This window comes from Hyphomicrobium sp. (assembly GCF_036833075.1).
Classification (GTDB): domain Bacteria; phylum Pseudomonadota; class Alphaproteobacteria; order Rhizobiales; family Hyphomicrobiaceae; genus Hyphomicrobium_C.
Window position 1 is genome coordinate 24200 of record NZ_DAITQL010000043.1, and the last position, 10749, is coordinate 34948.

The following is a 10749-nucleotide window of genomic DNA, read 5'->3' on the forward strand; positions in this document are numbered from 1 at the left end:
GCACGGCCCCGGGTTGCCCCCAAAGCCCGCGCCACGAACCAGATCTGGAACCTGATCCGGGCCCTGGTCTGGACCCGGATCGGAAGTTTATCCGTGTCCTCAGCGTCCGCACCTTCAGCGTTTGGCGCCGCGGCCGGCTCCCTTCCGGGCGGAGGCGTCGTCCGGCACGTCCGGCAGCACGCCGTCCTCGTCCGGCTCCTCACCCTCCGTCGCCGCCCCGGCATCCGGCTCGAGCAGCATCTTGTCGACGATCAGACCGGCGCTGGCGCGGATCGCCTTCTCGATCGCGGCCGCGATCTTCGGGTTCTCCCTCAGGAACAGCTTGGTGTTCTCGCGGCCCTGGCCGATGCGCTGGCCGTCGTAGGAGAACCAGGCGCCCGACTTCTCGACGATGCCCGCCTTGACGCCGAGATCGACCAACTCGCCCGTCTTCGAGATGCCTTCCCCATACATGATGTCGAACTCGACCTGCTTGAAGGGCGGGGCGACCTTGTTCTTGACCACCTTGACGCGGGTCTGGTTGCCGACCGCCTCCTCGCGCTCCTTGATCTGCCCGATGCGACGGATGTCGAGGCGGACGGACGAATAGAATTTCAGCGCGTTGCCGCCGGTCGTGGTCTCGGGATTGCCGAACATGACGCCGATCTTCATGCGGATCTGGTTGATGAAGATCACCATGCACTTCGTCTTGGAGATCGAGGCGGTGAGCTTGCGCAGCGCCTGGCTCATGAGGCGCGCCTGGGCGCCCATTGTGACGTCGCCCATCTCGCCTTCGAGCTCGGCTTTCGGCGTCAGGGCGGCGACGCTGTCGACGACGACGACATCGATCGCTCCCGAGTTCACGAGCGTATTCGTGATCTCGAGCGCCTGCTCGCCGGCGTCGGGCTGGGAGACCAGCAAGTCTTCGATCCTGACGCCAAGCTTTTTGGCGTAGGTCGGGTCCAGCGCGTGCTCGGCATCGACGAAGGCACAGGTGCCGCCCGCTTTCTGGGCTTCCGCGATCACCTGCAGCGTCAGCGTCGTCTTGCCCGAGGACTCGGGCCCATAGATCTCGATCACGCGCCCCTTGGGCAGGCCGCCGATGCCGAGCGCGATGTCGAGCCCGAGCGAGCCCGTCGAGATCGCCTCGATGTCCATCGAGCGCTCGTTGGCGCCGAGGCGCATGATCGACCCCTTGCCGAAGTTCTTGTCGATCAACGCCAGCGCATGCGCCAACGCCTGCGCCTTATGATCCTTATCCATCTTTCCCCCTTCGACGACGTGAAGATCCGGCTTGGTCATGTGGCACCTTATGGCATGTTAACCGTTGATGAGCGACTCGGCGCATGGGTAGATGTACATGTTTTGTTCTCATCGGTCTACCTTCCGTCGACACCTTGTCCACTTGTCCATTGACATTGTTTGTCGCCAGAGGACGAGCGCTTTAACGGCGCGTTAGGCGGTGCGCGCCCATGCTCGCGGGTCCGAGACCTCGATCCCCGCCCCAAACCCCATGCTGCAAGTCTTTGCCATCGCTTCGAATGCGCTTCTGGTGCAGGGCCGCAAGCTCGAGGAGATTGCGGCCGCCGTGACCGCAACGGGGCCTGCAGCCGACCCGGTGGTGCCTGCGGACGGGCCTTCGCAAGTCCGCATCGGCGCGCTGCCTCTTGGCGGCGCGATCGAGCCCATGGTCTCGCTCAGGAGCGTCGCCCTTGCCTACGAGATGACGGCAAGCGTGACCGCGACCGCCGACGACATGCTCGATGCGCTTCTCGACGCAGTCCATTCCGACGACACGTAGTGGTATGGTTATCCAGACGGAAGACGCTGCCCGGCCTGCCGGGTTTTTCCCTCGAAATGGAGACCCTCCATGAACGACATCAACAACGAGCCTTTCAATCTGTCGCTGCGCCGTTTCCTCAAGCAGGTGGGGGTCTCGTCGCAGCAGGAGATCGAGCGCATCGTGCGGGACCACGGGCTTGCCGGAAAAGGTCCGCTCAAAGTCCGCATGCTGCTCACGGCCGAGGGCACGGATCTTCGCCACGAGGTCAATGGAACGATCGATCTGGGGTGATGGCGCGAACGCCCTGCTCCGCGCTCTCCGCGGAGCGCACGGTCGCGTCATCGCCGGCGACGGACCACAGGAGAATCGTCGGCGCGACGATGCACCAGGCGGCGACGAGCATTGTGGCGTAGACAAAGTCCATGTGCGGCTCCGATCCGGGCTTTCGACGATCTGGCGCGATGCATGTGAAATGGAAACCCGTCGCCTGAGTTCCATTGCATTGCAGTAATTTCATGGCCGTCGCGCGCGCGGAGCAGGAACGGCCACCGCAAACCAGGAGTTGGCCTCTCGGATGTATGCCTTCGTCGTCATGGTTCTGCTCAACGGCACCCCGCAGTTCTTCATCATGGAGCGGGGACTATCTGCGGCCGCATGCGAGGAGCTCGTGCATCGCCCCGACAGCGGTCTCAGGATCGAAGGCCAGCCGGTCTCGGGCGAAGGGCGTTGCGTCCCCGAGGACGAGCTGCCGGCAGACGACATCGAGCAGCCGGACTCTCCGGTCTAGGTCGTGAGCTCAACGGCCGAGCTGCTCCTTGACCTTGGCGGCGAGCTGGGGAAGCGAGAACGGCTTCGGCAGGAAGGCGAACTGCTCGTTCTTGTCGAGGCTGGTCTCGAACGCCTCGTGCGGGTAGCCGGAGACGAAGATGATCTTGAGGTCCGGGTTCTTCTTGCGCAGCTCCTTGAGCAGCGTCGGGCCATCCATCTCGGGCATGACCACGTCCGAGACGACGATGTCGATCCTGTCGTTGTGTTGGGCCATGACCTCCAGCGCCTCGACGCCGGTCGATGCCTCGAATACCTCGTATCCCTGGCGCTTCAGCGCGCGCACGGCGAAGGAGCGGACGACGTCCTCGTCCTCGACGAGCAGCACGCGGCCGCTGCCGGTCAGGTCCTGCGGGCGCCCCTTCCTGGCCGCCTTCTGCCCGACGGGCTCGCCCTCGCTGCCCGGCATGTGGCGCGGCAGGTAGATGCGGAACGTAGTGCCCTGGCCCGGCACGCTTTCGGGATAGATGAAGCCGCCCGACTGCTTGACGATGCCGTAGACGGTCGAGAGGCCGAGGCCCGTGCCCTTGCCGACGCCCTTGGTCGTGAAGAACGGATCGAAGATCCTGGCCATCACCTCGGGGGGCATGCCCGTGCCGGTGTCGGAGACCTCTACCAGCACATACTCGCCGACGGGCATGCCGTGCAGGCCGAGCTTCTGGCTCTCGCGCTCGGTGACGTTGCGCGTGCTGATGATGAGCGTGCCCCCGTCCGGCATGGCGTCGCGGGCGTTGTTGGCGAGGTTCAGGATCACGTGCTCGAGCTGCGTGCGGTCGGTCTTGACGTACCAGAGGTCGCGCGCCGGAGGGATCCGGAGCTCGATCTTCTCGCCGACGGAGCGCTTCACCACCGACGACCATTCCGCCAGTTCCTCATCGAGTTGCAGCGGCTCGGCCTGCAACGTCTGGCGGCGCGAGAAGGCGAGCAGCTTGGCGACGAGGCCGGCAGCGCGCGTGGCGCTGCTCTGGATGTTCTTGATGTCCTTGTAGGCGGGATCCGTCGGCCGGTGCGTCTGCAGCAGCAGATCCGAGAAGCCGATGATGGCCGTCAGCACGTTGTTGAAGTCGTGGGCGATGCCGCCCGCGAGCTTGCCCACCGCCTCCATCTTCGAGGACTGGGCAAACTTCGCCTCCAGCGCTTTCTGCTCGGTGGCGTCGATCAGATAGAGGATCGCGGCCTCGCGGGCCTCTTTGGCCTGCGTCAGGGGGGCGAGGTAGAGGCGGCGCGATTCGTTGTCTGTGCCGACCGTGATCTCGATCGGCGCCGCGCTGACGGTGCCGGCAAGGGCCTGGCGCAAGGCCGTGTCGACGGCGCTCCGGGTGTCGGCATCGGCGAACCGGCAGAGCACGTCCGCCGCGGAGGAGCCGACCGCGGCCGCGCCGTCGGGGATCATGCGGGCGAAGGCGGGGTTGGTGCTGACGAGGCGTCCGTCGGCCCCCACGGTCGCGATGCCGAACGGCGAGGACTGGAAGAAGCGCGCGAAGCGGACCTCGGCGTCCGCCGGCCCATCCTCGGCGGCGTCGGCCTCGCGCCGGAACGCGGCGACCAGAAGGCCGCCCTCGGCATCGCGGCGGGCGAAGAAGCGCAGCGGAACCTCGGCGCCCTTGTCGATCGACACGTCGATCTCGACGCCCTGGCCGGTGGTGTAGAACGCGGCGGCAGCGCCCGCGATCTGCTCGGCGCCCTCGGGCGTGACGATGTCGGCGAGCTTGAGCGCGCGATGCGAAAGGTTCTGCGGCTCGAGGCCGAGCCAGCGCAGCAGCGTCGCATTGAGGCGGCGCACGACGCCGTGGCTGTCGACCTCCATGAGGCCGGCGGGGATGCCGTCCAGACGCTCGAGGGTCGCCTCGAGGGTGGCGACGGCGCTCACCTGGCGGGCACGCTCAGCCGTCACGTCGGTGACGGTCCAGAGCGAGAGCGGCCCGAGCTCGCGGTCGTGACCGGGAACGTTGCACGGACGCTGGGCGACGCGGAACAGTTGCGCGGGACCGCCCTCGCCGGCGATCTCGATCTCCTCGCGCCAGGGCTCGCGGCGCGAGGCCGCCCGCTCGAGGCGGAAGTAGGCGGCCGCGGCACGGGGGTCGCTCGCGAACAGGCTTTCGAGCGCCTTGATCTCGCCCGCCGCCGTCATGCCGACCATGTCGGCGAGCGCGCGGTTGGCATAGAGTGGGCGGCCATCGCGGCGCGTGACCAGCAGGCCGTCGTCGAGGCAGTTGGCGAAGGCGCGAACCAGATCCTCGTCGCGGACGCGCTCGCCGATGCGGATATGGCCGGCTATGTAGCCGAAGATCGCGAACGCCCCGAGCATGGCGAGAATGGCAAGCAGCGTCAACAGCATCGGCTCGCGCGCCGGCAAAGCCACGAGCGCAAGCACAAGAGCGCCGGCGGCCATGGACGCGGCGATGACGGGAATGGCACCGGGCTCGTGAACGCTGCCTGACAGCGTTTGGGCGTTTGCCGTGCCGGGCCGAGGCGGGCGGGGCTCGCTATCGCTCATGAAGGCGAAAGCTATCTGATTCTCCTCAGGAGCCGCCTCGGATGCCTGCATGGGAACTCCGCTACTCATACGCTTACACAACGCCCGTGTGATGGTCCGGCGGAGATCGGATGCGGGGATGCACCGCGCCTCTGCCCTGTCGTCCACAGTTCGATCAATAGGGTTAAATTGACGTGAATTCCGCGCTATAGGGGCTCAGGACAGCAATTGAGAAGGGACGGAGCGGGCGCAAGGACGCGCGTGCGCGCCGTGCACAGGACGTCATGTGGGACATGGTCTACTATCTGGCGATCGTACTGTTCCTGGCGGTCGCCCTGATCGGCGGGGCCTATGCGGCGCGCGCCTATCTCGGCGGCACCTCCTCGTTCCAGGCCGTGTTCGGCGGGCCCAAGCCGCTGCGGCGCCTTGCCGTCACCGAGCAGTTCAATCTCGACAACCGCCGCCGCCTCATCCTCGTCCGGCGCGACAACGTGGAGCACCTGATCATGACCGGCGGACCGGTCGACGTGGTGATCGAGACAGGGATCGGGCCTCCGGTCCACGCGGCGCCGGAGGGCGAAGCCGCCGCTCCGCACCGCGTCGATCCAAAACTCGCCTAGTGTCCCGATTCCGAAGTTCGCTTGAGTTTGCTGCTAGGTCCCATAGCGAACTTCGGAATCATAAGGGACACTAGAGTCGTTCCGACTTAGGTGGAAACATGGTCATGTGAGCAATTGGCGTGTCTGGATCCCGGCCGTCCATGCGGAGCATGGCTCCGCCATGATGCCGGGATGACGTCATTTGTATGCAGGCGGGCTACGCAAACTCAACGTCACTCCGGCGAAGGCCGGAGTCCAGACGGGTTGCGCATGTCGAACCACTGTTTCCATCTGAAACGGAAACTCTCTAGAGCCATGGACTTGCTCGTGTGATTCAGATCGAGAAATTTGCTCGGGAGCAGGCCACTTTATATGGCGAATTTCTCGATCATCACACGAGCGCAAACCGGGCGCCGGCGGCCCTTTCTCGGTCCGCCGCTTTGCGACCCGCCAGGATTCCGGGGAGGCTGATCATTTCCGCAGGGTCTCACCTTCGCTTTCCGGCGCTCTCCGTCATCCTGGCGCTCGCCGTCGCCGCGATGTCCTGGACGTTGTCCGCGCCGGCCGCGGGGCAACCCGCGCCGCAGCAGACGCAGGCGCCCGCGCAACAGCCCTCACCCGCGCAGAGCCCAGCGGCTCCGGCGCCGCCGGGGAGCGAAGGGCAGCAGACGCCGGCCCAGGCGCCCGAGCCCGCCCCTCCGCCCGCTCCCGTGCTCTCGGCCGCCGACCAGCAAGAGATCGAGACGGTCCAGAAGCTGGTTGCCGACCTCAAGGCCGAGGTCGAGCGGCTGGTCAAATCCGTCGAGCGCAACCTCGAGAACGAGGAGGAGCTGACGCGCCTCAGGGGCGCGCTCATCAACGTGTTCCAGAAGGCTCACGATACCCGCGAGGCGCTGCGGCCGAAATCGGAGGCGCTCCGCCAGCAGATCGAGCAGCTCGGGCCCGCGCCGGCGGCCGACACGCCCGATTCCGCCGATGTCGCAGCGGAGCGCGCCCGGCTCAACACGCTGCTCGCGGAGGTCGACGGCGCGCTCAAGAACACCGAGCTTCTGATCGTGCGCATGCGCCAGCTCCGCGACACGGTGCAGACCGCGCGGCAGGCCATCTTCGCGTCCCAGCTGCTGCGGCGCGCTCCCTCCCCCGTTGCGCCCTCGACATGGCTGAAGCTCATCGACGACGCGCCCGGCGCCTTCCGACAGGTGCACGATGCGCTCTCGGGCTGGCTGTCGCTCGCGGCCCGCAAATGGGTCGATCTGGTGGGGCTCGCCGCGGGCGTCGTGCTACTGTTCGTGCTGCTGACGGGCTTGGCGCGATGGTTCCTCGCCCGCCGGCTCGACCGGCCGCGGGAGACGCCGCCCACCTTCTTCGTGCAGGCGGCGACGGTGGGATGGGTCGCGCCCCTCATCGCCGCCCCTTCGCTCGCGGCGCTCAACCTCCTGAGCTCGGGGCTCGATCGCCTCAACCTGACGACCTACGAGTTCCGGCAGATCGCCGTAGCGGCGTTCCCGGCGCTTTTCCTGTTCGTCGGCGTCGCCGCGCTCACGCGCGCGATGCTCCAGCCGCGTCGTCCCGCATGGCGGCTCGTCAACCTTTCGACGCCCGCCGCACGGCGCGTCACGCGCATCATCACATCGATCGCCGCCGTGTTCTCGCTGGATCTCGTACTGCAGGAGACGGTGCGGCGCCTCTTCCTCCCGCTCTCGATCGGCGTCATGGAGATGGTGTTCGCGAGCCTCGCGATCGGCGTCCTGATGCTGCAGCTCGTGCGGACGCCGTTCGAGCCCAAATCAGCGACTGCGGGTGTGCCGCACGGGACCGCGGAGCCGGCGATCCCGGGCGTCCCGTCGCCGATGCCGCGGCTCAGGCCCTACCTGATCAAGCTGCCACTCCTGGTCGCCGGCACGGCGATCGTTGCGCTCTCGCTCGCCGGCTATATCGGCCTCGGGCGCTTCATCACCACGCAGGTGCTCGTCAGCGGCAGCATGATCGCGGTGATCCTCGTCGTGCACCTCGCGATCCGCGCGCTGCTCGGCGTGCACGGCACCGGCGTCAAGCCGCTCGAGGCGCGCCTCCACGAGAGGACCGGGCTCGATCCGAGGCTGGGACTGCTTCTCACCGGCGCGCTCTCGGTCCTGCTCAACATCGGCCTGGCGCTCGCCGCGCTACCCCTCCTCCTCATCACGTGGGGCTACACGCCCCAGGAGGCGTGGATGTGGCTCCGGGCGCTGGTGTTCGGCTTCCAGATCGGCGACTTCCATATCTCGCTCGCGCGCATCCTGATCGCCATCGCGCTGTTCTTCCTGCTCGCGTTCGCGACGCGCATCGTGCAGCGCTGGATCGACACCGGCATCTCGAAGTCGCGGCGCATCGACCCCGGGATCGCCAACTCGATCCACACCGCCATCGGCTATACCGGCTTCATCGTCGCGGCCCTGGCGGCGATCTCCTACGGCGGGCTCGACATCACGAACTTCGCCATCGTCGCCGGCGCGCTCTCGGTCGGCATCGGCTTCGGCCTGCAGTCGATCATCAACAACTTCGTCTCCGGCCTCATCCTGCTCGTCGAGCGGCCGATCAAGGTGGGAGACCGCGTCAGCGTCAAGGATCAGCAAGGCTTCGTGAGGCGGATCTCCGTGCGCTCGACGGAGATCGAGACCTTCGACAAGGCGAGCGTCATCGTTCCAAACTCCGACCTCATCACGTCGGCGGTCACCAACTGGACGCACCGCAACACCCTCGGCACGGCGGCGGTCAAGGTTCGGGTCAGCTATCGGTCGGACCCGGACCAGGTGCGCGACATCCTGCTGAAAGTCGCCTCAGAGTCGCCGCTGCTCATGCAGCACCCGCCGGCAAACGTGAACTTCGACAACTTCGGCGCGGACGGGCTCGAGTTCTCTGTCAGCGGCGTCATTTCCGACGTGAGCAAGGCCGAAGCGGCGCGGAGCGACCTGCGCTTCCGCATTCTCAAGGCCTTCCGGGCCGCGGGCATCGAGATGCCCTATGCGCAGCATGACATCCATCTGCGTGATCTCGATGCCGTGCGGATGGTGCTCGCGCGCCTGGCGGAGGAGCGTGCGCGCCGGTCGGGCGTCTCGTTCGCGGATACGGGGCGGCCTCCCGACAAGAAGGGCTGAGCCGGCCCCCCTCCCCCTCTCCGAGCACCCGCTCGCCACAAGGGCGCAGGGAAGCGGAGCGGGGGGAGCGGGACGCGATCAATCCTCGCGGTAGACGCGCTCGCGGCGCTCGTGGCGCTCCTGGGCCTCCAGCGACAGCGTCGCGATCGGGCGGGCGTCGAGGCGCTTCAAGCCGATCGGCTCGCCCGTCTCCTCGCAATAGCCGTAGGTGCCGTCCTCGATGCGCGCCAGGGCGGCATCGATCTTGGCGATCAGCTTGCGCTGGCGATCGCGTGCCCGAAGCTCGAGCGCGCGATCCGTCTCCGAGGTCGCGCGGTCGGCGAGATCGGCATGCTGGGTCGAATCCTCGTGCAACCCCGCCAGCGTCTCCCTGGTCTGGTGGATGATCTCCTCCTTCCAGGCCGTGAGCTTCTGGCGGAAATACATCCGATGCCGCTCGTTCATGAACGGCTCGTCCTCGGACGGACGGTAACCGGGCGGAAGGACGATGGTCGAAGTGCCGGCCTTGGCCGTCAGCTTCCTGTCTTTGGCCTTGTCGATAGCACGTGTCCTCGGCTTTGCCGCCTTGCCCTGGTTCGCCTTGGACGGCACCTTCGTCGTGACCTTGGCACTGGCGGCCGGTTTCGCGGCAGGGCGAGCGGGTTTGGATTTCACGGATGCGGTCTTGGACGGGGATTTGGACGCGGTCTTGGCAGCCGGCTTCGATACGGGCTTCGCCTTGGCAGGCTTCGACGTCGGTCGCTTGCTCATCACGGGCCTCCAATACGGGCCTGCTCCAGGCTCTCGGGCCACCCACCCCACGCATCCGACGGGTCCAGGAGGGCCCCAAGCATTTGGCGTGGCTCTCTTGGCGGTTGAGACTTCTTATGTCAAGGAAATCCGCCGTTTAACTGTAAAAATCTGTGCGGGAATCAGGGCCGCAAGTGATGGATATCACGTATCATTTAAGGCAAGCTCCGTGGGCGGCCGGAATTGCCTTATCCGTAGGCAGACCTGCTATCTCGAGTTGCATCAACGAGAAATTCGCTCGCGCGCTTCGACAGAGGCACGCGCGCCCCGCTTCTTGCGTCCCCTTCCCCTCCCTTGCCGGGGTCCGCCCGGCCGCCTAAGACGAGGGCCAGCTCGCGCAAACGAAGAGGACTCTCCTCAGCATGACCGGATCCGACACCGCCAGCGGCAGCAGACGCTTCGAGGGAACCTCGAGCTACGTCGCAACGCGCGATCTCAACGTCGCCGTCAATGCGGCGGTAGCACTCGAGCGCCCCCTGCTCGTCAAGGGCGAACCCGGGACGGGCAAGACGGTGCTCGCCTTCGAGGTCGCCCGCGCGCTCGGCGCCCCGCTCATCGAGTGGCACATCAAATCCACCACCAAGGCCCAGCAGGGGCTCTACGAGTACGACGCGGTCTCGCGGCTACGCGACGGACAGCTCGGCGACGCGCGCGTCAAGGACATCCGCAACTACATCAAGCGCGGCAAGCTCTGGGAGGCGTTCGTCGCCGAGACGCGGCCGGTGCTGCTCATCGACGAGATCGACAAGGCGGACATCGAGTTCCCCAACGACCTCCTGCAGGAGCTCGATCGCATGGAGTTCTTCGTCTACGAGACCGGCGAGACGGTGCAGGCGCGCGTGCGCCCCATCGTCATCATCACCTCCAACAACGAGAAGGAGCTGCCCGACGCCTTCCTGCGCCGCTGCTTCTTCCACTACATCAAGTTCCCCGACCCGGAGACGATGACGCAGATCGTCGAGGTGCATTTTCCGAACCTCAAGGGGCGGCTGGTCCAGGACGCCATGCGCATCTTCTACGGTCTGCGCGAAATGCCCGGCCTCAAGAAAAAGCCCACGACCTCGGAGCTGCTCGACTGGCTGAAGCTGCTTCTCAACGAGGACATCGACCCCGCCGTGCTGCGGGAGACCGACAGCCGCAAGATCATCCCGCCGCTCGCCGGCG

General features: G+C 66.6%; 10 protein-coding genes. 6 read left to right on the forward strand and 4 right to left on the reverse strand.

The annotated features are described in order from the left end of the window. Positions 1–114: 114 nt before the first annotated feature. Positions 115–1281: a recombinase RecA gene (gene recA / locus V7082_RS13290; RefSeq protein WP_334149280.1), complete on the reverse strand. Its 1167-nt coding sequence runs from the start codon at positions 1279–1281 to the stop codon at positions 115–117. A 160-nt stretch (positions 1282–1441) separates the two neighbouring features. On the opposite strand from recA, the gene V7082_RS13295 reads away from it, so the two are divergent. Both V7082_RS13295 and V7082_RS13300 read left to right on the forward strand, forming a co-directional pair. Continuing rightward, positions 1442–1780, forward strand: a complete 339-nt coding sequence (locus tag V7082_RS13295; protein WP_334149282.1) for a hypothetical protein — start codon at positions 1442–1444, stop codon at positions 1778–1780. 78 nt (positions 1781–1858) lie between these two features. Beyond that, entirely contained in the window at positions 1859–2053 is a 195-nt protein-coding gene (locus V7082_RS13300; protein ID WP_334149294.1) for a DUF6494 family protein, read from the forward strand. On the opposite strand, the gene V7082_RS13305 is transcribed toward V7082_RS13300, so the two are convergent. Further along, entirely contained in the window at positions 2028–2186 is a 159-nt protein-coding gene (locus V7082_RS13305) for a hypothetical protein (RefSeq protein WP_334149284.1), read from the reverse strand. The genes V7082_RS13300 and V7082_RS13305 overlap by 26 nt on opposite strands. Before the next feature lie 150 nt (positions 2187–2336). Here V7082_RS13305 and V7082_RS13310 point away from each other — a divergent pair, with 150 nt between their 5' ends. Continuing rightward, on the forward strand, positions 2337–2549 hold the full coding sequence (locus tag V7082_RS13310; RefSeq protein WP_334149286.1) for a hypothetical protein: 213 nt from the start codon (positions 2337–2339) through the stop codon (positions 2547–2549). A gap of 9 nt (positions 2550–2558) precedes the next feature. On the opposite strand, the gene V7082_RS13315 is transcribed toward V7082_RS13310, so the two are convergent. Further along, positions 2559–5135: an ATP-binding protein gene (locus V7082_RS13315; RefSeq protein WP_334149288.1), complete on the reverse strand. Its 2577-nt coding sequence runs from the start codon at positions 5133–5135 to the stop codon at positions 2559–2561. Between the two features lie 221 nt (positions 5136–5356). Here V7082_RS13315 and V7082_RS13320 point away from each other — a divergent pair, with 221 nt between their 5' ends. Beyond that, a complete protein-coding gene (locus V7082_RS13320; protein WP_334149298.1) occupies positions 5357–5683 on the forward strand; it encodes a hypothetical protein in 327 nt (108 codons plus the stop codon). Between the two features lie 419 nt (positions 5684–6102). Beyond that, positions 6103–8796 (forward strand): DUF3772 domain-containing protein, encoded by a 2694-nt coding sequence (locus tag V7082_RS13325; RefSeq protein ID WP_334149290.1) that lies wholly within the window; start codon positions 6103–6105, stop codon positions 8794–8796. A gap of 78 nt (positions 8797–8874) precedes the next feature. Here the strand turns inward: V7082_RS13325 and dksA are convergent, their stop codons facing one another. Next, a complete protein-coding gene (dksA, locus tag V7082_RS13330; protein ID WP_334149296.1) occupies positions 8875–9240 on the reverse strand; it encodes an RNA polymerase-binding protein DksA in 366 nt (121 codons plus the stop codon). Between the two features lie 707 nt (positions 9241–9947). On the opposite strand from dksA, the gene V7082_RS13335 reads away from it, so the two are divergent. Continuing rightward, positions 9948–10749, forward strand: an 802-nt coding sequence (locus tag V7082_RS13335) for an AAA family ATPase (RefSeq protein WP_334149292.1), incomplete at its 3' end; no start/stop codon positions are given.

Excerpts from the sequence above, each read along its gene's own strand:
- V7082_RS13310 (WP_334149286.1), top strand. The coding sequence starts at position 2,337 with ATGTATGCCTTCGTCGTCATGGTTCTGCTCAACGGCACCCCGCAGTTC.
- V7082_RS13320 (WP_334149298.1), top strand. The coding sequence starts at position 5,357 with ATGGTCTACTATCTGGCGATCGTACTGTTCCTGGCGGTCGCCCTGATC.
- recA (WP_334149280.1), bottom strand. The coding sequence starts at position 1,281 with ATGACCAAGCCGGATCTTCACGTCGTCGAAGGGGGAAAGATGGATAAG.
- dksA (WP_334149296.1), bottom strand. The coding sequence starts at position 9,240 with ATGAACGAGCGGCATCGGATGTATTTCCGCCAGAAGCTCACGGCCTGG.
- V7082_RS13315 (WP_334149288.1), bottom strand. The coding sequence starts at position 5,135 with ATGCAGGCATCCGAGGCGGCTCCTGAGGAGAATCAGATAGCTTTCGCC.
- V7082_RS13305 (WP_334149284.1), bottom strand. The coding sequence starts at position 2,186 with ATGGACTTTGTCTACGCCACAATGCTCGTCGCCGCCTGGTGCATCGTC.